The sequence below is a fragment of the Microvirga lotononidis genome (assembly GCF_034627025.1).
GTDB lineage: Bacteria > Pseudomonadota > Alphaproteobacteria > Rhizobiales > Beijerinckiaceae > Microvirga > Microvirga lotononidis.
Genome location: NZ_CP141048.1, coordinates 2569210 through 2591204, shown reverse-complemented (window position 1 = coordinate 2591204; position 21995 = coordinate 2569210). Strand labels below are relative to the sequence as shown.

Annotated in this window: 22 protein-coding genes; 5 read left to right on the top strand and 17 right to left on the bottom strand. The window is 61.4% G+C overall.

Features of this window, described 5'->3' with window-relative positions:
* The first annotated feature begins 356 nt into the window (after positions 1 to 356).
* Positions 357 to 2054 carry a methyl-accepting chemotaxis protein gene (locus tag U0023_RS12195; protein ID WP_009491444.1) on the top strand — a complete coding sequence of 566 codons (1698 nt, stop codon included), beginning with the start codon at positions 357 to 359 and terminating at the stop codon, positions 2052 to 2054.
* 139 nt (positions 2055 to 2193) lie between these two features.
* Here the strand turns inward: U0023_RS12195 and U0023_RS12190 are convergent, their stop codons facing one another.
* From U0023_RS12190 to U0023_RS12180, 3 genes are read right to left on the bottom strand one after another with little or no spacing between them, the layout of a single operon-like run.
* Positions 2194 to 3171 carry a bile acid:sodium symporter family protein gene (locus U0023_RS12190; RefSeq protein ID WP_009491445.1) on the bottom strand — a complete coding sequence of 326 codons (978 nt, stop codon included), beginning with the start codon at positions 3169 to 3171 and terminating at the stop codon, positions 2194 to 2196.
* A gap of 39 nt (positions 3172 to 3210) precedes the next feature.
* On the bottom strand, positions 3211 to 3945 hold the full coding sequence (locus tag U0023_RS12185) for a YoaK family protein (RefSeq protein ID WP_009491446.1): 735 nt from the start codon (positions 3943 to 3945) through the stop codon (positions 3211 to 3213).
* Between the two features lie 18 nt (positions 3946 to 3963).
* A complete protein-coding gene (locus U0023_RS12180) occupies positions 3964 to 4116 on the bottom strand; it encodes a hypothetical protein (protein WP_009491447.1) in 153 nt (50 codons plus the stop codon).
* Between the two features lie 105 nt (positions 4117 to 4221).
* On the opposite strand from U0023_RS12180, the gene U0023_RS12175 reads away from it, so the two are divergent.
* Complete coding sequence (locus tag U0023_RS12175; protein WP_009491448.1) at positions 4222 to 4917, top strand: FadR/GntR family transcriptional regulator; 696 nt, start codon at positions 4222 to 4224, stop codon at positions 4915 to 4917.
* Between the two features lie 73 nt (positions 4918 to 4990).
* Here U0023_RS12175 and U0023_RS12170 read toward each other — a convergent pair whose 3' ends face one another.
* Together U0023_RS12170 and U0023_RS12165 are read right to left on the bottom strand one after the other, a co-directional pair.
* A complete protein-coding gene (locus U0023_RS12170; RefSeq protein ID WP_009491449.1) occupies positions 4991 to 5836 on the bottom strand; it encodes a pseudouridine synthase in 846 nt (281 codons plus the stop codon).
* Between the two features lie 19 nt (positions 5837 to 5855).
* Positions 5856 to 7103 carry a Glu/Leu/Phe/Val family dehydrogenase gene (locus tag U0023_RS12165; protein ID WP_195904186.1) on the bottom strand — a complete coding sequence of 416 codons (1248 nt, stop codon included), beginning with the start codon at positions 7101 to 7103 and terminating at the stop codon, positions 5856 to 5858.
* 464 nt (positions 7104 to 7567) lie between these two features.
* On the opposite strand from U0023_RS12165, the gene U0023_RS12160 reads away from it, so the two are divergent.
* Positions 7568 to 8014, top strand: a complete 447-nt coding sequence (locus tag U0023_RS12160; RefSeq protein ID WP_009491451.1) for a GreA/GreB family elongation factor — start codon at positions 7568 to 7570, stop codon at positions 8012 to 8014.
* Between the two features lie 29 nt (positions 8015 to 8043).
* On the opposite strand, the gene gph is transcribed toward U0023_RS12160, so the two are convergent.
* From gph to U0023_RS12115, 9 genes are all read right to left on the bottom strand, one after another.
* The gene (gph, locus tag U0023_RS12155) at positions 8044 to 8739 is read right to left on the bottom strand and encodes a phosphoglycolate phosphatase (protein WP_009491452.1); all 696 of its coding nucleotides are present in this window, start codon (positions 8737 to 8739) and stop codon (positions 8044 to 8046) included.
* 182 nt (positions 8740 to 8921) lie between these two features.
* Positions 8922 to 9740, bottom strand: a complete 819-nt coding sequence (locus tag U0023_RS12150) for an inositol monophosphatase family protein (protein ID WP_040638423.1) — start codon at positions 9738 to 9740, stop codon at positions 8922 to 8924.
* A 94-nt stretch (positions 9741 to 9834) separates the two neighbouring features.
* Positions 9835 to 10665, bottom strand: coding sequence for an inositol monophosphatase family protein (locus tag U0023_RS12145; RefSeq protein ID WP_009491454.1), 831 nt, complete (start codon positions 10663 to 10665; stop codon positions 9835 to 9837).
* Positions 10666 to 10680: 15 nt separating this feature from the next.
* Positions 10681 to 11304, bottom strand: coding sequence for a protein-tyrosine phosphatase family protein (locus U0023_RS12140; RefSeq protein ID WP_009491455.1), 624 nt, complete (start codon positions 11302 to 11304; stop codon positions 10681 to 10683).
* A 55-nt stretch (positions 11305 to 11359) separates the two neighbouring features.
* Positions 11360 to 12484 carry an ABC transporter ATP-binding protein gene (locus U0023_RS12135; RefSeq protein WP_009491456.1) on the bottom strand — a complete coding sequence of 375 codons (1125 nt, stop codon included), beginning with the start codon at positions 12482 to 12484 and terminating at the stop codon, positions 11360 to 11362.
* Between the two features lie 35 nt (positions 12485 to 12519).
* Positions 12520 to 13758, bottom strand: a complete 1239-nt coding sequence (locus U0023_RS12130) for an ABC transporter substrate-binding protein (RefSeq protein WP_009491457.1) — start codon at positions 13756 to 13758, stop codon at positions 12520 to 12522.
* Between the two features lie 47 nt (positions 13759 to 13805).
* Positions 13806 to 15641 carry an ABC transporter permease gene (locus tag U0023_RS12125; protein ID WP_009491458.1) on the bottom strand — a complete coding sequence of 612 codons (1836 nt, stop codon included), beginning with the start codon at positions 15639 to 15641 and terminating at the stop codon, positions 13806 to 13808.
* A gap of 216 nt (positions 15642 to 15857) precedes the next feature.
* A complete protein-coding gene (locus tag U0023_RS12120) occupies positions 15858 to 16928 on the bottom strand; it encodes a LacI family DNA-binding transcriptional regulator (protein ID WP_009491459.1) in 1071 nt (356 codons plus the stop codon).
* A 187-nt stretch (positions 16929 to 17115) separates the two neighbouring features.
* Positions 17116 to 17547 carry a response regulator gene (locus U0023_RS12115; RefSeq protein ID WP_009491461.1) on the bottom strand — a complete coding sequence of 144 codons (432 nt, stop codon included), beginning with the start codon at positions 17545 to 17547 and terminating at the stop codon, positions 17116 to 17118.
* 272 nt (positions 17548 to 17819) lie between these two features.
* On the opposite strand from U0023_RS12115, the gene U0023_RS12110 reads away from it, so the two are divergent.
* Both U0023_RS12110 and U0023_RS35545 read left to right on the top strand, forming a co-directional pair.
* Complete coding sequence (locus U0023_RS12110; RefSeq protein ID WP_009491462.1) at positions 17820 to 18860, top strand: helix-turn-helix domain-containing protein; 1041 nt, start codon at positions 17820 to 17822, stop codon at positions 18858 to 18860.
* A gap of 125 nt (positions 18861 to 18985) precedes the next feature.
* Positions 18986 to 19267: a LuxR C-terminal-related transcriptional regulator gene (locus U0023_RS35545; RefSeq protein ID WP_083861377.1), complete on the top strand. Its 282-nt coding sequence runs from the start codon at positions 18986 to 18988 to the stop codon at positions 19265 to 19267.
* A gap of 82 nt (positions 19268 to 19349) precedes the next feature.
* On the opposite strand, the gene U0023_RS12105 is transcribed toward U0023_RS35545, so the two are convergent.
* From U0023_RS12105 to U0023_RS12095, 3 genes are read right to left on the bottom strand one after another with little or no spacing between them, the layout of a single operon-like run.
* Complete coding sequence (locus U0023_RS12105; RefSeq protein ID WP_009491463.1) at positions 19350 to 20096, bottom strand: glycerophosphodiester phosphodiesterase family protein; 747 nt, start codon at positions 20094 to 20096, stop codon at positions 19350 to 19352.
* Between the two features lie 12 nt (positions 20097 to 20108).
* Positions 20109 to 21029: an ABC transporter permease subunit gene (locus U0023_RS12100; protein WP_009491464.1), complete on the bottom strand. Its 921-nt coding sequence runs from the start codon at positions 21027 to 21029 to the stop codon at positions 20109 to 20111.
* Between the two features lie 2 nt (positions 21030 to 21031).
* Positions 21032 to 21943, bottom strand: coding sequence for an ABC transporter permease subunit (locus U0023_RS12095; protein WP_009491465.1), 912 nt, complete (start codon positions 21941 to 21943; stop codon positions 21032 to 21034).
* Positions 21944 to 21995: the final 52 nt, after the last annotated feature.

Genomic DNA, 21995 nt, shown 5'->3' with positions numbered 1-21995 from the left:
CTCGGACGTTCAGCTCTGGTCCGAAAGGGAACAGGCTCTTATGCTACCGGCGATGAGGCACCCAAGAAAATAAGCTTATTTAGAGGACAATCGTCAATAAGCGCGCCTGAAGGAGAGCTCGATCTCTCTCACGCGTGTATGAAATCGTGGAATATCCTGCCTGCGTCGCCTACTTGACCTACTCCAAGACGCGCATACTTTTGCCCGGTCGATTTTGTCACACCGAATATTGCCTATTTGGACAGCGAAACCTTAAGGTCTTGTTCACGTCTTTGCCCAATTTTGGCGCAGCCCGGTTCATGTGCGTCTGGGGGCGCGCGCTTCTCGCGGCGATGCGAGCGGGCCAATGAAAGACAATGAGAATCCTCGACAATGTGAAACTTCTCACCAAGATCGCCATTCCGGTGGTGATCTTTGTTGCCATTACCCTAGGCCTGATAGCAATGGCGGTCTCGGGCCTCGATGAAATGAACGCCAATGCCGAGCGCATCGTCGATAACGATGCAAAACGGCTGAGCCTGGTCCAGAGTGTAAACACGCAGATCAACGAGGCCTCGATTCAAGAGAAGGGCATGATCCTGACGCCGAAGAACCTTCCGGACCGGGTCAGGAGCGTTGAAAATGCATTCAAGACCGCGACCAGGAAGGCATCTGAGGATCTCGATAAGATCGTTGAGCTTTCCAGTTCGGCCGAGTTCAGGAAGCTGAATGAGAACCTGAGAAGCGCGACCCTGAACTACTTCCGGGTATTGGAGCAGAGCCTTGCCGCTTCGATGGCGGGCAACGATGCGGCGGCGACCGAGATCACGAATGGTGCAGCGCGCGACCTGCGCCGCGCTTTGCGCGATCAGATCACCACCAGCAGCGACGGCATCGCGCTCGAACTCGAGCAGATGAAGCAGGATGCGTCTTCCGATGCGCTGAGCACGAGGTGGTGGCTTGTCGGCTCTGCCGCAGGTGGGTTGATCTTCGCCGTCGGATTGATTTGCTCAATCGTTCTCCTCGGCGTGACCCGGCCGCTCGGAGCGATGACCAAAACCATGGGCCGCTTGGCCGCGGGAGAGCTCGATATTCGGGTAACCGGCACCGATCGTCAGGATGAGGTCGGCGCATTGGCCCGGTCGCTCCAGGTCTTCAAGGATAACGCCATTGAAGCCCGACGCCTTGCTGCCGAGCAGGAGGCCGAGAACGAAGCGAAGATGCGCCGCGCCCAAGTGCTCGATCAGCTGACCAAGGACTTCGAGCGCAATGTCTCTGCCATGACACAGGGGTTGGCTTCGGCTGCGACGGAAATGGAAGCCACGGCGCAGACCATGACGTCGATTGCCGATCAGACCAACAACCAGACGGTCAGCGCGGCCTCGGCCGCCGAGCAAACCTCTGCCAACGTGCAGACGGTGGCAGCCGCCACGGAAGAGTTGTCGATCTCGATCAGGGAAATCGCCTCGCAGGTATCCCAGTCCTCGCGGATTGCGGAACGTGCGGTGCATGATGCCCAGCGCACCGACGCCATCGTGCAGCAGCTGGCTTCCACGGCGGAGCGGATCGGCAACGTCATCGCCCTGATCAATTCGGTGGCTGGACAGACCAACCTGCTCGCGCTCAACGCCACCATCGAGGCGGCTCGCGCTGGTGAGGCGGGCAAGGGCTTTGCGGTCGTTGCCTCCGAGGTCAAGGAACTGGCCAACCAGACGGCAAAGGCCACGGATGAGATCTCGACGCAGATCGCATCGGTGCAGCAGGCCACCCGAGAGGCGGTACAGGCTATCCATACCATCACGCAGACGATCGGAGAAATGTCGCAGATCTCGGTCACGATCGCCGCAGCCATGGAGGAACAAGGGGCTGCAACGGGCGAGATCGCTCGCAACGTCCACGAAGCGGCCCGCGGCACCGAGCATGTGACCGGCAACATCGGCGACGTGCGCCGGGGTGCCGGTGAGACCGGGGCTGCCGCGTCGCAGGTGCTGAGCGCGGCCCAGGAACTGGCCCGCCATTCCAACAGCCTCGGGGACGAGGTCGGCCAATTCCTGCGCGGCGTAAAGGCTGCCTGAAGCGAGATCTCTGTTCCCGGCGGATTGCGGTTCGTCGGGACGGCTCAACTCTCCATCGTGCTTAGTCTGAAAGGCGCCCCTGTCGCGATGGGGCGCTTTTCTCTTTTGCAGGCTCATCGCCTCAGGTTCCTCGCTTTCGTTAGCGCTCGACAACCGGTGTGCATCCATGTCGGGCATAGTAACCGGCCAGGACGGCACCGACGATGATCTGGATCTGGTTATAGAACATGATCGGCAGCACGATCATGCCGAAGCCCGGAGCTGTTGCGAACAGGACCTTCGCGAGCGGCAGGCCCGATGCCAGGCTCTTCTTCGAGCCGCAGAACACCGCAGCGATTTCATCGGCCCTCGAGAACCCGAACTGGCGTGCGATGAAGGCCGTGAGCGCCAGCACAACGGCCAGCAAGACCAAGCACAGGACAGCCGTCAGGACCACGCTGGCTGGCGGAAGCCGGGTCCATAAGCCGTCGACCACGGACTGTGAGAATGCCGTGTAGACGATCAGCAGAATGACACCTTGATCGAGGTGACCGATCCGGCGCTCGTGCCGGGCCATGATCCCCGCCAGCCACGGGCGGGCCATCTGGCCGGCCGCGAACGGGACCAGGAGTTGAAGCACCACGTCGCCGAGTGCTTTGCTGAGGTCGAAGCCGCCCTCGACGGAGGTCCGCGTAAGCAGCGACAGCAGAACCGGCGTCAGCAGCAGGCCGAAAACGTTCGAGGCCGCCGAGCTGCAAATCGCCGCCGGCACATTCCCCATGGCCATGGCTGTGAAGGCAATGGAGGATGACACTGCCGACGGCAACGCCGCCAAGTAGAGGAAACCCAGGAGAAGATCCGCCGGCATCCATGTCGACGGCAGCATGCCATACGGCATGACAGCGATGGGAAACACCACGAACGTGATGGCGAAGATGAAGAGATGCAGCCGCCATTGAACGAGGCCCTGGATCACCACCTCTCGCGGAAGCGCGGCACCATGGACGAAGAAGAGCAGTGCGATTCCCAAGACGCCCAACGTGTCGAGGATGTCCGCACCGACACCCTGCGCGGGAAGTAAGCTGGCCACGGCGATGGCCGCCATGATCAGCAGGAGAAACGGGTCGATCTTTCGCATGCTTATTCCGATCTGACGATGAACTGTATGCTGGCGCAGTCAGGTGTACGGCCACACAGAGGGGCGATCCGCTTCCAGATCGCGACGCTGACATGCCGGGTCAGGCATTCTCCTCGCCAACGTGAGCATGGCACTGAGAAATGCCAGGGAACCAACCAGAACCGCCGGGACAATGAGGGCCGCCGCCCCGAACGCGCTGGTCAACCGGGCGCCGGCCAGGGCTCCCGCCACGAGAGCTCCCCACAGCAAGGCATGGCCAGGCGGACGCCAAGCGTCGGCTTGGCCGAGAAGAGCGCGTCCGAGCGCCTGCCCAAGACTTACCAGCGTGCCGGTAATGAAGGTTGCGCCGAGCCTCACCCCATTCACAGGCGGCAAGGCCGTGTTCTGGATGCCCATGGCCGCCGTGACCGGAACGATCGAGGCGGAGATAGTCCATCCGGAGGTGGCGAGCAGAGCCGCTCCCGCCAGAAGGAGCGCTTCCAGGAGCAGGATCGCCGGAGGAGCCCACAGACCCAGAACACCCGACAGGAACGTGCCAAGCGTGACGCCGCCAAGAAAGGAAGCGATCATGAACAGGCCCTGACCGACGACATCCCAACGACTGCTCTCGAGCCCGACCCCGAGTGACACGCTGGCCCCGCTCATGAAGGAAGCGAACAGCCCGCCGAGGCCGATGCAACCAACGGCGTCGACGAAGCCGGCACCGGCAGTCAGAAGCACACCCAGGAAAATCTGAGTGTGAAGGCTCGTCGATAAGCCGCTTGTGCGTGTCACTGTCGGCCCCGCCACGGCTCACAGGACCCGAAAAAGTCCGTCGATGACGATCCAGATGAACATGGGATAGATCAGCAGTCCCAGAATGGTGCCGATGAGGCGGCCGATGCGGACAGCCGGGTCGGGAATAGGCTCATCGCCGAAAAATCGGTCAGCAAGTGTCGCTTTCATCAGACATCCCTCTCCATTCATCCGGCACGGCCTAGGCTTTCGCGATCGGGCCGGACCTACTACATAGGCCGGATCGGAATTGGTCTAAAAATTGGTCTGGAATTTATGTCTGGCACACGTGTGACGAAGGAGGCCGCCATCCAGCGCCTGCGCGCCCATCTTCGGCGGCGCGCCTACGGCCCGCAGGACCGATTGGAACCGGAGCGGGTCTTGGCCCCCATGATCGGTTGCAGCCGCGAGACCCTGCGGGCGGTGCTGGAGGTATTGGAGAAGGAAGGCCTGATCTGGCGGCACGTAGGGCAAGGTACCTTCGTCGGACCGCCCCCAGCCTCCGAACCGGTCCGCCCGTCGATCCTGGTCGAAATGGCCTCCCCCGCCGACGTGCTCGCCGCTCGGCTTCTGATCGAGCCTCCCATCGCCGGTGAAGCCGCATTGCGCGCGACCGCCGAGGATATCGGCCACCTCCGCGGCCATGCGTTGAGGAGCAGCGAAGCGTCTGACTGGCAAGCTTATGAGCAGTCGGACGACGCCTTCCACAAGGGGATCGCCCGCATTACCGGCAATCCCCTGGTGATCGCCTTCCTCAATGTCCTGTCATCGGTACGCGGCCGTGCCCGCTGGCAACGGCAGCACGACCTCGCTTTCCGGCGGGCGCGCAAGAAGGAATATGCGGCCCAACAGGGGCGCATGCATTTGGCCATCGTCGAGGCTATCGCGGCACGGGATCCCGCAGCGGCGCGGCAAGCGATGTTCGACCACCTGAGCACGATCCGGACCATCATGATTCACAAGAGCGATTAGCGCATCGAGCAGCTCAGGCAACCGAACCCATCTTGAGCGACCGATGAGGTTGCCCAGAGGCCGATTGCTTGTGTCAGCAAGAGCCGGGCCGAGTTCGGCTGTCCGGAGACTGCCGCCTTCGCGACGCCTTGAGCAGGTCGGGAGAGGCGCGGACAGGAACGTCGAGCATTGCCTTCTCATGCGGAGAGAGGTGCCGGACCGAGCCTTTCGGCAGGTCCCCCAGCTTCACGCCACCCACATCGACGCGCACGAGGCGAAGCACATCGGCACCGACGGCGTCGAGCAGACGCCGGATCTGGCGGTTTTTGCCCTCGTTGAGAACGACCTCCAGCCATGCATTGCGTGTACCGGCCCGGAGCACGCTTGCCGACTTTGCGACCAGACGTTCGCCGTCGAGCATCATGCCCGCCTGAAGCCGCGCCAACACGCCATCATCGGGCATACGGTCGACCTGGACGTGGTAGACCTTCTCGACGTTCGACATGGGGTCGAGCACGCGCTGCGCCCATCGGGTGTCGTTGGTCAGGAGCAGCAGTCCTTCGCTTGCCTTGTCCAACCGGCCAACGGGAGCAACGAACGGGAGATCGAACCCTCCCAGGCAATCGTAGACCGTCGATCGCTGGTCGGGATCGTCTCGCGTTGTGACCAAGCCGCGCGGCTTGTTGAGCATCAGGTACACCTTGCGCTCGGCCGCGACCGGTTGGCCGTCGACCGTCATGCGCGTGCGCTGCGGATCGACACGGGTTGCGGGATTGCGGGCAATTCGGCCGTCGACGCTCACGCGCCCGGCCGCAATCAGGGTTTCGGCTTGTGCACGGGAGCAGAACCCGAGCTTTGACAAGGCGCGCGGCAAGCTGACCACGGCGCCGTTCTGACGCGGTGTCCGAGCCGCGCCGTTTGATCGGGGCGGAGGCTTCATGATGGTATCGTTCCGGGCGTCAGCTCGTGAAGAACTGCTGCGTGCCGTGCGCCTCGATGGCACCCGCAAGCCGCGAGAGCGCATGCACGTAGGCCGCGCTGCGCAGGGTGATGCCTTTCTCTCGGGCGAGCGCCCAGATCGCATCCCCTTCGCGTTCCATCGTCGACTTCAGCCGCGCATGCACGTCGTCGACCGGCCAGTAATAGCCCTGCCGGTTCTGCACCCACTCGAAGTAAGAGACGGTGACGCCGCCCGCATTCGCCAGAATATCCGGCAGCACGACAACGTTCTTGGTGGCCAGGATGTCGTCGGCTTCGGGCGTGATCGGACCGTTGGCGAGTTCGAGGATGACGCGAGCCTTCACGCTGCCGGCATTCCTCTCATGGATCATGTCCTCCAGGGCTGCCGGAATGAACAACTCGCAATCGACAGAAACGAGGTCTTCGGCGCCAAGGGAGGAGATACCGTCAGCCCCGGCCAGACTCGTGACGCTCCCCTGCCCTTTGGCAGCCATGAGCCTGTCGACGTCGATCCCTGCCGGGCTGTGGATCGCACCCTTTGAATCGGAGACGGCCACGATGGTGTATCCGTCCGCAGCCAGCAAGCGCGCGATGTGCTGGCCCGCGTTGCCGAAGCCTTGGATCACCACCCGCGCCCCCGGCTCCAATCCGAGCGCCCGCGCCAGATGCTGGACGAGATAGTAGCCGCCACGGGCCGTCGCATCGTCACGCCCGAGCGAGCCGCCAAGGGCGATGGGCTTGCCCGTGATCACCGCCGGCGTCGCCTCGCCTACGATGGAGGCGTATTCGTCGGCCATCCAGCCCATGATCATCGAATTCGTATAAACGTCCGGCGCCGGGATGTCGCGGTCAGGCCCGATGATTTTCGAGAACGCCTGCACGTAGGCGCGCGAGAGGCGCTCCAGTTCGGCCTTCGACAGAGTGCGGGGATCGACCTGCACTGCACCCTTGCCTCCGCCATATGGCAGGTTCATCACCGCGCATTTGAAAGTCATCCAGAAAGCAAGCGTCTCCACCTCCTCCATGGTCGAGTCCGGATGGAAGCGAATGCCTCCCTTGGTCGGCCCACGAGTGTCGTCATAGCGGCAGCGCCAAGCCATGAAGGACTTGCGGGAGCCGTCGTCCATGCGGATCATCAGGCGGACCTTCGTGGTCTCGCGCGGGTACTTCAATTTCTCGAGAACGTCTGCGTCGAGGTCGAGGTGCCGGGCTGCTTCGTCAAGGCGTGTCAGAGCCTGGTCCAGCATGGAGGCTGCTTGCAATCTATCTTGCTCCTATGTGTTGATGCCAATCGGGCAGCTTATCGCTCGGTAGCCTTAATGGCGACTTCCGCTTCGGAGCGCAATATCCTGCACAGGGCTGCGTCGATCCGGAACAAGCGCATCCATCCTGTGGCCCTACTCCCTTCGCGCGAGCGCCTGCGACGCCAGCAACCTTGCATTCGCGCGCAACAGGGCTATCTTGTCGTTGTCATGATTATGTTCGCGAAAGATCTTCGCCTTCAGGCGCACGCGGGTTGCCTCAAAGCAGGCAAGTAAGCCCCAGGAGCCGGCTCGATCCATTGTGGTCGCCGGCACTCCGGGGCGTCAAATCTCTCTCATTCCATCGTTGAGCCGTTACGCGCTGTTCAGGCGTGTTGGCTCGTCATGTCCATCTGCCCTGCGGGAACGCACCTGCGCGTCAGGCACCCGACCGTTTCGAGGAGGCTTACATGAGCACGCGGAACAAACTCCCACCGATTACCATCGCGACCAACGACTACAACCGCCTGCTGTTCACCGCAATGATGCAGCAGAATCGTAACCGCCGTACGCCCGACTTCCTTCTTGAGGAACTGCGTCGCGCAGAGGTCTGCCACCCGGCCGCCCTGCCGGAAGATGTCGTTTCGACGAACTGTCGCGTGATCTATCGCATCGACGACGATCCGAAATCGTATGCGCACCTGCTCGTCCACGCTGAGGACCTCATCTGGCCCGGTGCGGAGATCTCCGTCACCACGCCGCTGGGAACGGCGCTCCTGGGTCTTCGCGTCGGCGATCGTATGCCGTTTGTCGAGGATGGCAGTATCCGCGAGGTGTATGTGGAAAGTATCGGTCTACGCTTCCTGGATGCCGGATCGACTGTCACCCGCACGCCTTGCAACGCAATTTGGACATGACGCCGTTCGCCGGTTTGTAACCGCACGGTTCAGGTGTCCAAGGTGGATCCGGTTTCCCAGGCGGCAGCGATGTTCACAACGATGGGCAGCAAGTCGGGCATGGTATCGATCAAGCGATCTGCGCCGAGCTCCGCGTGAGGCTTGTGGCTGTAGCCGTAGGTGACCGCAACGGCGCGCACGCCGGCTGCCCGGGCCGCCTGCACATCATGATAGTTGTCGCCGATCATGAGTGCCGCCTCGGGTGGGACGCCGAGCTGGCTCAACGCCGCCAGGATCGGAGCAGGGTGCGGCTTGCGATCGGGAAGCGTATCGCCTCCGATGATCGCATCGAAATAGATCCGCAGGCCAAGGGCTTCCAGAATATCGATGGTAGGCCCGTAGGGCTTGTTGGTGACGACCGCCAACGGAAGCCCGAGGGCGCGCAGACTGGCCAGCGTGTCTGCGACACCAGGATAAGCCTCGGTTTGGCGGGACGCATTGGCTTCATAGGCCTGAAGGAAGCGGGCGACGAGTTCCGAAACGCGCGACATATCCCCACCCGTGGCCGAGACGGCCCGCTCCACGAGCTTGGCCACTCCGTCTCCGATCATGGACTTGACCTCGCCGAGGTCGAGTTGCCGGAGGCCTTCTTGTGACAGGAGGGTGTTCACCGCGTCCCTCAGATCGGAGGCGCTGTCGACCAAAGTCCCATCGAGATCGAAGATGATGGCTTTCAGAGGAGACATGCGCTCGTACTAGCGTTTGGAGGATGTCGTGACAATGGCGAAGGGGCGGGCCCCGTGTGGCGACAGGCCCGAGGCGGACGGTGCAATCAAGACTTCGTCAAGGATCTGAATGCGCCATAAAGCGAACTCATACGCCTTTGAGGAGCATGTCGTTGAGCCGCCGCAAATGGAATCTCAAGATATCAGAACAATATATCCCGGATCATCTTCCAGCTTTCTGCATCCGGAGCGCAGATGATCCCCCCGGTTCGGAGCGCTGGATGATAGAGCGTTCCGTCGAACCGTGCGGAGTACCCGCCGGCCTCGCGATGAAGGAGCCAACCCGCTGCATGGTCCCAAGGCATCAACTTCGCATGGACAAGGAAGTGGCAATGTCCGGCTGCTGCCATCCGATACTCGTGTGCCGCGCAGCGATAACATGCAACGGCCCCGAGGCCGCTCAGGTTCGCCGCCACGGTCGAGCGCATGGGCTCCTGCATATGATTCCAGGATGCGCAGCCTGACATTTCCTGGACTGGAGCCGGAGTCGCGACGCGAAGCTCGACGTGATTGCCGGATCGCTGGATCCACGCCCCCTCTCCGCGAAGGGCGATCGCGGTGTCGTCCCCCACGGGATCATGGATCCAGCCGGCAACGATTTCCCCTCGCACCACGGCCGCCACCATCACTCCGAACAAGGGGAGACCTGAGGCGAAATTCTTGGTGCCGTCCACCGGATCGATGAGGAGAGCAAGTTCCGCGTCCGCCAGCTTGTTCAGAAGCGATGGATCCCGCTCCGTGGCTTCCTCGCCGATCGTCACAGCCTGAGGAAAGATCTGCCTCAGGCCTCTGCTGATCATCCGTTCGGCCGCCTCGTCGGCATCCGTCACAAGGTCCATGGCGGACGATTTCTGCCGGACCTCATGGGCTGCCAGATTGCGGAAACGCGGCATGATCTCGACCCTTGCGACTTCGCGGAGGAGTTGATCCACGGCTTCGACATCACGGGGCGAGAAGGGCATAAGGAACCGCTTTCATGAAATTCAGGAGGAGTAAGTCTCCGCGCGGTGGGCGGGATCGTATTGTCGCCATCCAACGTCGAAGATCAAAGCCAGGTCAGGCCATTCCCATTGCTTCGACGAGAGGATCCTTCAGGCCCGATGTGCAGCCGAGCACGATGTTGCCGTCCCGCAGCCCCGAGCTGGCGAGGAAATCGTTCACCCATCCTCCGGCCTCCTCGATCAACAGCAGACCGGCTAAGGCATCCCAGGAGTTCATGTGCAGTTCGCAATAGCCGTCTATCCGGCCGGCCGCCACATACGCGAGGGCGAGCGCGCCCGATCCGCCGCGCCGGACGCCCGCTCCGTCCGCCAGAACCCGGTCCACGAGTTCGACATATCGGGCAAGGGGCAATCGGGTGGACCAGCCCGCCTCGATGGTCGCCGATTGCATATCGGCCAAACCGCTGACTCGGATCAGCTCACCGTTCAGGGTCGCTCCCCGGCCGCGCTCCGCGGCAAACAGCTCGTCGTGCATCGGATCGTAGATGATCCCGATTTGTGTCCGGCCATCGCTCACATAGGCAATGGAGATGCAGAACTGCGCGATTCCACGCACGAAGTTCGCAGTTCCATCGATAGGATCCACCACCCAGACATTGCTGTCGAACGACCCTCCCCCCTCCTCGCCGAAGAAAGAGTCCTCAGGAAAGCTTTCCACCAATCGCATCCGAACCAGAGTCTCGACCTCGGCATCCACAGCCGAGAGGTAGTCCTGATGTCCCTTGAGATTGATGCCGGTCGTGCCGGGGCGTCCATTGAAACGGCGACGTGCCAAGGCTCCCGCTTCGCGCGCAACCGCACAGGCAACGGAGAATCTGAGGTCGCCCCTCTCTGCCGTAGGCAAAGGAGCAGTATCTGAAGCCCTGGCAATGTTCGAGAAGGCCATGAGGGTCTGTCCTGGTTATCGACTGGAGGAAACGGCCTGCGGGGCCGGGTGCTTGTCGCTCTCGATCCGCTGGATCCACGCAGCAGCGTAACGGGCGGCCTCGATCAGCATCGGCTTCGGCGTCTCCATCCATTCATCGGGGTGGAGTTCGCGCGTGACACGCAGGTGGCCGATGGCTGAATCAAGGGTCGGGAAGCGGTCGGGAAGTTGGATGTGGATGTACAAGGCCGCGAGGATTACGGACCGGCTGCGACCGCCGCGGCAGTGCAGCAGGACATTGCCGCGACGTCGATGCGGGTAGGTGTAGCGGTCGGGCAGTTGCTGGTGCAGGGCGCCATCGAGCAGATAATAGCCGGCCAGAAGCATCGTGTCCGGGTTACCCGCATCGTCGATGAGGCCCAGCTTGTAGTTCCGGACCGGTCCGTGGGGCGACGCGATCTCCGAAGCTCCTACGCCGGCCGCGTAGTCGATGTCGAGATTGACGGCACAATTCACCACGATGGCAATGTCGTTGCTCTCGAGCATCTCCCTGTCCGAGGCTGCGTTCGCGTCCCCGACATAGAGCTTGACGCCGAACGGCGGAAGATCGTCGACGACCAGGCTCATCGAAGGACGGGGGAAGTTGAATTGGGTCGCCATCTCGTATCCTATAGTTTGTAACGAATTACCGCGACGGTCCGGCCGCGGGCTGCCCTCAGGCCGCATGGGATGCACCGAGAACAGGTTGTTGCAGCGGGACTCGGTTTCCGGCCTTATCGAAGAAAGTGAGCTGGTCGGCAGGAAATTCGATCCAGATATTCTTCCTCGACAGGGATGTTTCGAAGCGCGGGATGAGGACCGTCACCCGCTGCCCTTTGACCGAGAGCGAAATGATCGTCTGCGATCCAGTGGGCTGAACGATGTCGACCTCGGCCGGCAGGCTGAACGGGCCCTGCCGCTCGACAATCGTGATGTTCTCCGGGCGGATCGCGAACGTCACTGGACCGTCACCGCATTGCAGACGCGCTGGAACGGGAATGGTGCTGTCCTCGAAGCGCAGGATGCGATCACTCCCGTTCATACTCAGAATTCCCTCGAACAGGTTGATCCTGGGATCGCCGATGAACTCGGCGACGAAGAGATTGGCGGGGTTGTGATAGATCTCATATGGCGAACCCTGCTGCTGGATGACGCCGTCCTTCATCACGACCACGATGTCCGACATCGTCAACGCCTCGACCTGATCGTGCGTGACATAGACCGTCGTCGCCTGCAGCTCGCGGTGCATGCGTTTCAGCTCCGTCCGCATCTCCGTCCTGAGCTTCGCGTCGAGGTTCGACAGAGGCTCGTCCATGAGCAGGATCGAGTTGCGAGCGGCGATCAGGCGCGCCACGGCGACGCGCTGCTGCTGCCCCCCCGACAGTTCGGACGGGTAGCGGTCGGCAAGTCCGGTCAGCTGAACCTTCGCGAGTGCTTCGGTGAGCCGATCCTCGATCACCTGCTTCGGCTGCTTCGCCTCCGAGAGCGCCAGGGTGATGTTCCGGTCGACCTTCATGTTCGGCCAAAGCGCATAGCTTTGGAAAATGAAGCCGAGGCCGCGCCGCTCGGGCGGGACGAAGACGCCGGTCCCGCTGGAGTAAACCGTCTTGCCGCCAAGTACGACCTCGCCGGTGGTCGCCTGTTCGAGGCCGGCGATGACGCGCAAGGTCGTGGTCTTGCCGCAGCCCGACGGCCCGAGGAGGGTGACGAAGCTTCCCTTCGGAATGTCGAGGTCGAGGCTCGGAAGGGCCAGATGGCTTCCGTACGACTTGGTGATGTTTCTGAGGGTAATTTCAGACATGGGCACTCTCTCGTGCGGAAGCCATTCAGGTCAGGTTAGCGGCTTGTCTCGGCCATCCAGAAGTCGCTGATCTTCGCGATGTTGTCCCTCACGAATTCAGGCGACGCCGTGAGCTTCCGGGCCTTGGGCCACATCTCGCTGTAGGGTGGCGGCGGAACGTCGGTGCGTGGCGAGAAGGTGCCGACCTGATAGAACGCCGCCATGCCCTGCAGGAGCTCCAGAGACTTGCCCGATCGGAACGGTGCCTTCAGCTCGGAACTGCCGTTCAGATCCTTGCTGCCCATCAGGAACGCCACGAAGAGTTTCGCGGCATTCGAATGCGGCGCCTGCCCGGCAACCGCCACATAGGTCGGGTAGGAGAACAGGGCCGACGGCGTCAGATCATAGGGAACCGCATTCGCGTAATTGTCGCTCTGGTTCTTCGTCAGATAGTGGATCACCGAGAATGCCATCGGCGGCTTGGCCTGGCCGCGAAGGCCGACGGCCGTGGCAATCTTCGAGCTGTTATCCGAGATGACGATGTCGTTTCCGATCAGCCGGTGAAGAAACTCGTAGCCGGCGTTCTCGACCCCGGACGAGAGTTCGAGCTTCTTGCCATAGTGCTGTTCATAGGCCTTTTGCATCTCATCGGAATGCTCGACGATGGACGCCAGCATCATCAGCGTCGTGAGCGAGCCGGCCGGCGACTTCATGGAGAAGCGGCCCTTCCATTGCGGCTCGGTGAGCTCCCACAGGGTCTTGATCGGCGGCTGAGGGTATGTTTCAGAATTGTAGAAGACGCCGTAGGCCTCGATCACGTGCGTCAGCAGCGGCTCGCGATGCGCCGCGGGGATCTTGTCAGTCAGGTAGGATGGCACGTAGTTGACGATGCGGTGATTGGGAAGCAAATCGAACACCATCTGCTCCGTGCCACCCGAGTAGACGACGTCAGCCGCATACACACCGGCCTGATGCTCACGCACGACTTTCTCGATCGTCTTCTCAGAGCCAAGATCATAGGCCTTGACCTTGATGTCCGGATAGAATTTCCCGAAATCCTCGGCCACCTTCAGCATCGTACCGGTGGAGGAGTACACAACGACCTCCCCCTCCTTCTTTGCGTTGGCGATGACCTCGTCCCAATTCTCGTTCTTCTGGTAAGGGCCGAGTTGGCTCTTCTGCAACCAGGCATCCCATTTCGGATCGGATTTCTGCGCCAGGGCCGGCGCCGCCAATGCGAGGGTCAGGGCGCCAGCCGCGAGCCAGGCTCCAGCGCTGCGGAATGTCGGTGTCATGATGGGCTTCCTCCTTCTTGTCTCGTTATGACGATTTGGCCGGAGCGTCAGACAGCTCCGACCCGCGTCTTCGTTGACACGGCACGGACGACCAGGTTGACCGCAATCACGATGGCGACGAGCAGCACAGTGGCGACGCCGACAAGCTGCGGCATGTCCTGGTTCTGGTAGTTGTAGATGACGCCTGCGAGCACGTTCGTCGAAGGCGTGACGAGAAGAATGATGAGCGACAACTCGCGCATGATGCTGATGAAGCTAAGAAGCATGCCGGAGAGAAGTCCGCCGGCAGCGATGGGCACGATGATCCGGATCATCCTGCGGAACCAGCCGATACCTTGGACGCGCGCCGCCTCCTCCAGCGACTTGTCGATCTGCAGCAGCGCGGCGATTCCCGTGCGCGAGGTGAAGGGCAGCGTCTTGACGGAGCAGATCAGGACGAGCAGCGCGAAGGTGCCGTAGAGAGCGGGGATCGGCCCGAACGGGCGGGCGAACATGCCGATATAGATCGCCCCGAAGGCGAGAGCCGGAAAGATGTAAGGCAGGAAGGCCACCATCTCGAGCGTACGCGAGGTGAGCGAGCCGCGGGTCCTGACCACGACATAGCCGATGAGGAACCCGAAAATGCCTGTCGTCATGGCCGTGAGGAACGCGAGCTTGAGACTGTTCCAGGTGGCATCGATGATGTTGCCGTTGTCGACAAGCGCTGCCTGCAGCTGATCGACACCCTCGCCTCCGCCGCCGATCCAGTAATGCAGGGTCAGATTGCCCAGGCTATAATTGCCTGCCGTCTTGATCAGCGATTGCAGAACCAGCAGGACGAGCGGGAACGCGACAGCCGCCGTCATGAGCAGCATGATCAAGATGAAGAGCGGCCACCGCCATGCCCCAAGATCGATCTCCTTGCTGCGGAAGCCCTTGCCGGACAAGGTCACGAAGCTCTTGCGGACGCCGATGAGGCGCTGGTTGATGAAGATGAACAGGCACGCGAGAACGACGAGCACCAGAGCGAGGAGAAAGCCATCGCCCGCATTGCGGGTTCCCATGGCGGCATAGATCTGCGTCGGCAGCACGTAATAGCGCACCGGCATGCCGAGCACGGCGGGCGTCCCGAACGATCCAACCACTCGGATGAACGTCATCACCACGGCGGAGCCGATGGCGGGCAGCAGCAGCGGAGCCGTGATCCACAGGAACTGCTTCAGACGAGAAAGTCCTGCCATCGCTCCCGCCTCCTCGAGCTGACTGTCGACGCTTGTGATCGAGCTCGACACCGAGAGGTAGGCGTAGACGTAGTAATGCAGCGACAGGCAGATGATGATCGGGATTGGACCATAGGCGATCCAGTCCGGCGGCTGCACGCCGAAGAAATATGCAAAGGCGCCCGAGGCCCCGCCGATGCGGTCGTTCTTGAAGAACGTGATCCAGGCTAGTGCCATGACCCACGACGGAAGCATGTAGGGGATCATCACCAATGTATGCAGGAAATTCCGGAACGGGATGTTCGTGCGTACGATCAGCCAGGCGAAGCCTGCGCCGAAAGCAAGGCAGATGATGGTGGCGGTGAATGCCGTGATGAGAGAGTTGAAGAACGGCTTGTAGAAAATCGCCCAGGAGAGGCGACCGGCGAAGACGCGCTCGTAGTGAAACCACGTGAACTCGCCCGGCTGGGCCTTCGGCAAGTACGCGCGGTCATAGGGCTGGACAGTCAAAGTCTCCCGGATCAGCTCGAACAGCGGCACGAGAACCAATCCAGCCAACACGATGGCGAGGAGAATACCCAACAGGCGTTCGGGCTGGGTGAAGGAATGCCAGAGGTGCCCCACGACGGCTCTTACCGAGGGGACGCGCGATGGGGTCTGCACCGGTGCCGCCGAACTCGTCATTCCGCTCCATCCTTCCCGAGGCCGGAAGCCGGCCCAATAGCGTTTCCCATAGCGTCTGACATTCGGATGCTCTCATCCGGCTTAGCCGGACGGGCCGTCAGTTTGCTGAGCTTCCCCCATCACGTGGGTGACGCAGCGTTAAGTTTGCACACGTGTGCAAAGGTTGCAAGAGCCTTTCTGAGCAAGAAATTTTCTTGGTTTGGAAAGGGGATGGGATCAGGAGGTGGAGCGGACGGTCGCTCGCTCGACGAGTTCGACAGGGAGAACCTCATGCGCGAGGTCACCCCTCTCCCCGGTCATTTTCCGCTCGATCGCCGCCAGCACGGAGTCCGTGAGATCGCTCATCGACTGCCTGATCGTGGTCAGGCGATAGGCGGCCCATGCCGATTGCTGGATGTCGTCGAAGCCGATGATCGACAGATCGTCGGGAACGCGCCGCCCCATCTCGCGCGCGCCATCGAGGAAGCCTAGAGCCATGAGGTCCGTGACGCAGAAGACACCATCGAGGTCATGGGTGGAAAGCAGGCCCCTGGCGGCGTCCATCCCGGTCTCGTAGGCAGTCCCGCCCGAGGCCCAGACAGCCGGCTCTATCCCGGCTTCCCTGACGCGGTCCACGAAAGCACCGCGGCGGCGGATCTGGGTCGGCGTCCGAACTCCGCTTCCGACGACGCCGATCCGTCCGCAACCCGCGCGGAGCAGGCGCTCGGCCGCAAGGCGGGCCCCACTGAGATCATCGCTGATGATCGTATCGGCTTCGGTATCGTCCGCCTGTCGATTGACCAGGATCACCCGCACGCCGTTGGCCATGCACTCGTCGATGATCGACGACGGAGGCGAACCCGACATCACCACGATGGCCCGGACCCGGAACTCCAGGATGAGTTCGATCAGCGGTGCGATCCCCTGCTCCGCCTCGGCGGCATTGAGGAGCAGGCATTGCATCCCGCGCTTCAGAAGCTCCCGGCTCAGCTCGTCGAGCTGGCGTGCCATGAAGGGCAAGGACAAGTTGGCGCCGACGACCCCGACCAGATTGGACTGATCGCTGATCAGGCTCCGCGCCAAGCGATTGACTCGATATCCAAGGGTTTTGGCCGCCTCCTGAACGCGATGCCTCACATCGGCCGAGACGCTGGCGCCGGGCGTAAAGGTCCGTGAAACGGCCGATCGGGAGACGCCGGCGAGCCGCGCTACGTCCTCCGACGTCACGAAGCTTCGCGTTGTGCGGTCACGTTTCAGATGGTCTTCGCGATCCGAAGAGGCCTCTGGTGGGGCTTGCTCCGCGTCCATTGATGCCCTGTATGCGTTCGACGGCTAATATTCAGCACGTTCCCGGAGTGACAAGGGAAATCTATGCCCCGCCTTCGGCGCAGGCAACCGCTTGGGAGGCCAGCTTCAGGATGATCGACCGGTCGACGAACCTGGGAGCGGATGTCACCGACAGCATGATCGACGGCAGCAATCTCGGGCAAAGCTGTCACTGCTTTGATCTCGCCGTCGAGGCACGCTGGACCGTCTCCACCAACTCGGTGAGGCGATAAGGCTTGACGAGGAAAGGCACGCCCACCGATGCGCACCGGCCGTGATAGATCCGAGAGCGGCCGGAGGTGAAGACAAGCGATAGGAACGGCTGAAGGGACAAAGCGGTCTGCGCCAATTCGAAGCCATCTTGACCACCCAGATCGATGTCGGTGAACAAAATATCCACTGACATATCTCGTAGAATGATTGCGGCCTCCTCGGCGCTGGCCGCTGTGAAGACCTCGTAGCCCGCATCGGTGAGCGCCTCCGCAGCAAGCTCTCCGATGATCAACTCGTCCTCGACGACGAGAACGCGCTGACGCAAGGATTTGAAGGCTGGTGTCTTCGCCGGCTTGGGCCAAGTCCAAGGGGACAGCATTGGAGCCATGTACGCAACCTCACTGAACGCTTCCGTGTGGTTAACGACCAATCATGGCAGGTGTTCGAGGTGGGCCTCGCCAAGTACGGGTATGGTCACCAAAGAGTTAACGACTGATCCGGCATTATTGATACAGGGAGCTGTCCCACGGATAATCTTCCGCCCGTGACCGAAACTCTTTCCGGTTATGCGGATAATACGTATTCCTTTTCCATCCCAATCCGGTAGCCTCCCACCGGTTCAAGAAACATCACACTCTGAACCTAGGCGCTAAATCGATCATGTCCGGTCTGCCGTCCTTTTCCTTCGTCGGATCTGCGGCCTCATCCGCCGAAGAGGCTTTCTGGACGTGGCGCAGCATAACCTCTCCCCTGTTCGATATATCGATCCCTGACTCACGAGCAGTCGATGCCTTCCAGGTGAACGTCGATAGCTACCATCTCGGCCCTCTCGTCTTTGGGAGCGTGAGCGCAAACGCTCAGCGGTTTCATCGCTCTCCGCTCACGATCGCCCGCAGCGGTGTCGATCATTATCTCGTCCAGCTTTACACACATGGCGGCTATGCTGGGGAAGTGGAAGGCCGTGCCATCGAGGTCAGGTCAGGCGATATCAGCATCCTCGACCTGTCGCAGACCGTGCGGACACAGGCCGAGCGCTTCCACAATCTGAACTGCATCGTGCCGAGATCCATGCTGGAACCACTGGTCAGATATCCCGACGGTCTGCACGGTACCGTTCTGTCCGGCCAGACGGGGCTCGGCCATGTCCTTGCCACCTACATGCAGACGATTCATAAAACGGCCAACTCGTTGAGTGCGGAGGATGGGGCAGCCATCTCCGAGGCGACGGCAAGCCTAATCGCCGGCTGCTTCGGCCCCTCGGCTGAATCACGGGAGACGGTCGCAACGGCCAAGAGAGGCGCCCTTCTCCTGACCGTTAAGCGTTACATCGAAGCGAACCTGGCCGATCCAGGTCTGACGGTCGAAGGCATAACCCGAGAGTTCCATGTGTCGCGAGCAACCCTCGTCCGAATGTTCGAACCTCTCGGCGGACTAAGCGGCTATATCCGGGAGCGCCGCATGTTGCGCTGCTTTGCCGAACTGACCTCTCCCTCCCCTTCGCACCGCTCGATAGCGGATCTCTCGTATTCGTGGGGCTTCGGAAATGAAGCAGCCTTCAGCCGGGCGTTCCGGCGCATGTTCGACATGTCGCCTCGGGAGGCTCGCGCTGAAGGGACGCTGGCTCAGGTCGCTGTCCAGCGCTACAGATCTGGCTCGACCGGGCCGATTGTGGCCCAGTGGATCCGCGATCTGCGGGTGTGATTAACCCTGCTGCCACGGCCTCCTCGCTTGAGGCAGACGGCACAGAGATTGCGCCGGTCGGCAAAGTGAGACGCTCCTCCTGACGCTATGATAGCTTGAAACAGCGTTGCTGGGGAGCAACTATCATGACAGGTAAAATTATCTGCCTTCGCTGCAGACGAAAGCAGGGATCTCATCTGCGGCCCAGGCCACCCGCATCCGCTCCGATCCTCTCCCCGGAAGAGGCTCACGTCCTATGCTTGGTCGCAAGTGGTGAAACGAGCCGCGACATCGCACGGGCGCTATCGGTGAGTGACGGCGCCGTCAGGCAGCACGTCAAGTCACTGCTCTATAAGGCACGAGCCCTAACTACGTCGCCCCGCGCAGTTTCGTCATATGGATCCGTCGAGTCTCAGCGTCGCTCCTGATGCGGCTTGCGGCGCCAATTCAAAGGCTCGTCCGCCATGCGGCAATCGCCTCCACGCCGGCCCGGCCGCGCCCCCTCACCGCTCAAGTGCTCTCAAGTTCTGACCTCAGCCGCACTGCAAGATCAGGACCATCGGTCGTGATTTGCCGAACGGGCTGGCTCAACCAGTAGCGCAGATCGGCATCTTCGTTCGGCACCCACGCGCCGAGCCTATTGGAACCGAATGCCGCGGTGAACTCCTGCATGGTGTGGATCAGCAGGGACTTTTCAACCGCCACATAGATCTCCGGAATGGCCTTGAGACGATCGATGGCTCGATCCAGCCCTCCCAGCATCTCGCAGGAACGGCGATCGACGGAGGCCAGCACCGGAATAGTGGGCTCGAGCCGGCGAACGGTCTCGAGCACCTCCAGCATGAAACAGGTCAAGATCGATCTTGTCTCGAGGCCATGCCGGCGCACGGCCTCCAGGACCTTGGCCTCCATGCCGGCATAGGCACGTCCAACGGCATTGGTCTTCAGCTCGATGTGGAGTTCAAGCGAGCTGCCTCCGAGCACTTTCAGGACCTGATCAAGACTCGGGACGCATTCCCGACCGTCGCGCAGGGGAGTTGCCTGGAGTTCCGCCAGGGTCCGAGCGCCCACGGGACCGGATCCCATCGTGGTCCGTTCGAGCGTCGGATCGTGAATCACCGCGAGCTCACCGTCCGCAGTCAGGTGCACATCGAACTCGACGCCCTCTACGCCAAGCTCTGCGAGCCTGCGGAATCCTTCCAGGCTGTTCTCAGGCCACAGATTGCGCGCCCCGCGATGACCGATGATCATGACCATAGGAGTTGTGCCTTACTTACTGCTGTCGACGAGGCCCCGCACGAACCAGCGCTGCATGATGAGGACTACCAGAACAGGCGGGAGCATCACCAGGAGCGCACCGCTCATCGCCACGTTCCAGGCCGGCTCCGTGTCGGAACGCGGGATGAGGTGCTTCACGCCGATGACGGCGGTCGCCATGTCCTTCTCGGTCGTGAAGAGCAGCGGCCAGAGATACTGGTTCCACCCGTAGAGAAACAGGATGATCGACAGGGCGATGATGTTGGACCGCGAGAGCGGCAGCAGGATCGTCCAGAAGAAGCGCATGGCCGATGCGCCGTCAAGGCGAGCCGCCTCCAGAAGCTCCTCGGGAACGGTAAGGAAGAACTGCCGGAACAGGAAGGTAGCGGATGCCGAGGCGACTAGCGGCAGGATCAGCCCCTGATAGGTATTCAGCATGTTCCATTCGAGAGTGATCTCGATCCGGCTACCGGATATCCACTCCCAGAGCCCTTGGATGTTCAGGAAATCGGCCATCCATTGGATCGGCAGCGCCGCATTCGCAACCGCCTCGTAGGTCGGCACGATCCGCACCTCGACCGGCAGCATGAGCGACGTGAAGATCAGCCAGAAAGCAAGAATACGGAACCGGAATCTGAAATAAGTAATTGCAAATGCGGACAGGAGAGAGATTGCCACTTTTCCGATCGTAATGCCGATCGCCACGATGAAGGAGTTCAGGAGGAGTTGTCCAAAATCCGCTTTGATCCATGCGGTCGCCAAGTTCTCCAGGAAGTGCCCCCCGGGCAGCCACGGCATCGGCACCTGCTGCACCTCCTCCATCGTCAGCGAGCCGGCGATGAATGCGAAGTAGAGAGGCAAACAGACCAGCACGATGCCACCGAGGAGGACCAGATGGCAAATCATCGTGAGAATGGGGGAGCGTTCGACCATGATCAGATGCTGTAATTGACCTTGCGTTCAACATACTTGAACTGCAGCAGAGTCAGGAGGAGAGCGAATGTCATCAGGAGAACTGACTGAGCCGCGGAGGATCCAAGATCGAGATTAACGAAGCCATCCTGATAGACCTTGTAGACCAGGATATTCGTGGCACCAGCCGGACCACCCCGAGTGACCGCGTCGATGATGGCGAACGTCTCGAAGAATCCGTAAACGAAGTTCATGGTCGTGAGGAAGAAGAGCGTGGGCCCGAGCAGCGGCAGCGCGATCTGGGAGAAGCGTCTGATCGGCCCTGCTCCGTCGACTGCGGCTGCCTCCATCAACGATCTCGGCACGGCCAGAAGTCCCGCTACGAGAAAGATATAATCGTAGCAGATATGCTTCCATGAGGCCGCGAGCACTACGAGCAGCATGGCATCGGAACCATTGCGGTTTGGATCCCACTGGAAGCCCAGAGCCTTGATGAAGAACGCGATGGGTCCAACGGCCGGATTGAACAGGAACGCCCACATGACGCCCGCAATGACAGGTGCGATCGCATAAGGCAGCAAGATCACGCTTTTATAGCCGGACTGGAAGCGCACGACCCGGTCCGTCGCGAAGGCGAGAACGAGCGCGACGGCGATCGTCACGACGTTCTGAGCCAGGGTGAACCAGATCGTCACCCAGATGGAGTTGCGGTAGCTGTCGCTCGCGAAGAGCGCCGTGAAATTGTCGAACCAGACAAAGTGGACGCTGGCCCCAAACGGATCCGTCAGCAGGAACGCCTGCATGAGGGCCCGTATGGACGGAATAAAGAAAAAGAAGAGAAGAATGAGGAGCTGCGGCAGAAGCAGCAGGGCCGGCAGGCCAGCAGTCTGAAAGTGGGCATGTTTCAGACCGGGTTCGTGAGTGGTTGCGACCACGTCAAATCTCCGCTCGACAGACACGATGCGGCACTGATTCGGACTAGGATCA

What these genes read in the sequence shown, in the direction of transcription:
- U0023_RS12195 (WP_009491444.1), top strand. Translation starts at nt 357, where the DNA reads ATGAGAATCCTCGACAATGTGAAACTTCTCACCAAGATCGCCATTCCG.
- U0023_RS12190 (WP_009491445.1), bottom strand. Translation starts at nt 3,171, where the DNA reads ATGCGAAAGATCGACCCGTTTCTCCTGCTGATCATGGCGGCCATCGCC.
- U0023_RS12180 (WP_009491447.1), bottom strand. Translation starts at nt 4,116, where the DNA reads ATGAAAGCGACACTTGCTGACCGATTTTTCGGCGATGAGCCTATTCCC.
- U0023_RS12175 (WP_009491448.1), top strand. Translation starts at nt 4,222, where the DNA reads ATGTCTGGCACACGTGTGACGAAGGAGGCCGCCATCCAGCGCCTGCGC.
- U0023_RS12170 (WP_009491449.1), bottom strand. Translation starts at nt 5,836, where the DNA reads ATGAAGCCTCCGCCCCGATCAAACGGCGCGGCTCGGACACCGCGTCAG.
- U0023_RS12165 (WP_195904186.1), bottom strand. Translation starts at nt 7,103, where the DNA reads ATGCTGGACCAGGCTCTGACACGCCTTGACGAAGCAGCCCGGCACCTC.
- U0023_RS12160 (WP_009491451.1), top strand. Translation starts at nt 7,568, where the DNA reads ATGAGCACGCGGAACAAACTCCCACCGATTACCATCGCGACCAACGAC.
- gph (WP_009491452.1), bottom strand. Translation starts at nt 8,739, where the DNA reads ATGTCTCCTCTGAAAGCCATCATCTTCGATCTCGATGGGACTTTGGTC.
- U0023_RS12150 (WP_040638423.1), bottom strand. Translation starts at nt 9,740, where the DNA reads ATGCCCTTCTCGCCCCGTGATGTCGAAGCCGTGGATCAACTCCTCCGC.
- U0023_RS12145 (WP_009491454.1), bottom strand. Translation starts at nt 10,665, where the DNA reads ATGGCCTTCTCGAACATTGCCAGGGCTTCAGATACTGCTCCTTTGCCT.
- U0023_RS12140 (WP_009491455.1), bottom strand. Translation starts at nt 11,304, where the DNA reads ATGGCGACCCAATTCAACTTCCCCCGTCCTTCGATGAGCCTGGTCGTC.
- U0023_RS12135 (WP_009491456.1), bottom strand. Translation starts at nt 12,484, where the DNA reads ATGTCTGAAATTACCCTCAGAAACATCACCAAGTCGTACGGAAGCCAT.
- U0023_RS12130 (WP_009491457.1), bottom strand. Translation starts at nt 13,758, where the DNA reads ATGACACCGACATTCCGCAGCGCTGGAGCCTGGCTCGCGGCTGGCGCC.
- U0023_RS12125 (WP_009491458.1), bottom strand. Translation starts at nt 15,641, where the DNA reads ATGACGAGTTCGGCGGCACCGGTGCAGACCCCATCGCGCGTCCCCTCG.
- U0023_RS12120 (WP_009491459.1), bottom strand. Translation starts at nt 16,928, where the DNA reads ATGGACGCGGAGCAAGCCCCACCAGAGGCCTCTTCGGATCGCGAAGAC.
- U0023_RS12115 (WP_009491461.1), bottom strand. Translation starts at nt 17,547, where the DNA reads ATGGCTCCAATGCTGTCCCCTTGGACTTGGCCCAAGCCGGCGAAGACA.
- U0023_RS12110 (WP_009491462.1), top strand. Translation starts at nt 17,820, where the DNA reads ATGTCCGGTCTGCCGTCCTTTTCCTTCGTCGGATCTGCGGCCTCATCC.
- U0023_RS35545 (WP_083861377.1), top strand. Translation starts at nt 18,986, where the DNA reads ATGACAGGTAAAATTATCTGCCTTCGCTGCAGACGAAAGCAGGGATCT.
- U0023_RS12105 (WP_009491463.1), bottom strand. Translation starts at nt 20,096, where the DNA reads ATGGTCATGATCATCGGTCATCGCGGGGCGCGCAATCTGTGGCCTGAG.
- U0023_RS12100 (WP_009491464.1), bottom strand. Translation starts at nt 21,029, where the DNA reads ATGGTCGAACGCTCCCCCATTCTCACGATGATTTGCCATCTGGTCCTC.